The following is a 244-nucleotide window of genomic DNA, read 5'->3' on the forward strand; positions in this document are numbered from 1 at the left end:
GAGCTTTGACTCTTATTGGTATAAGTATTATTTTATCTTCACTTATTTACCTTCTCCCTTCAAATCTTAGTACTCTTGGCAATGGAACTGCAGTAGTTTATTCTATAATTTGTGGGATGATGGCCCATTATATATATTACCGGAAAGAAGTGTTGAGTGAGGATGATTTCAATCTTTTAAAGGTCTGAGAATAATGTAATCCAAATTGAAAAATGATTTATTTAATGTATTGATTTTTATTGTT

Annotated in this window: 1 protein-coding gene; it reads left to right on the forward strand. The window is 29.5% G+C overall.

The window, feature by feature from the left end; translation table 11 throughout:
- Positions 1-188, forward strand: a 188-nt coding sequence (locus tag SB689_RS23945; RefSeq protein WP_410694522.1) for a hypothetical protein, incomplete at its 5' end; no start/stop codon positions are given.
- Positions 189-244 lie beyond the last annotated feature (56 nt).

The sequence above is a fragment of the Chryseobacterium sp. SIMBA_038 genome, assembly GCF_046535115.1.
Taxonomy (GTDB): Bacteria; Bacteroidota; Bacteroidia; order Flavobacteriales; family Weeksellaceae; genus Chryseobacterium.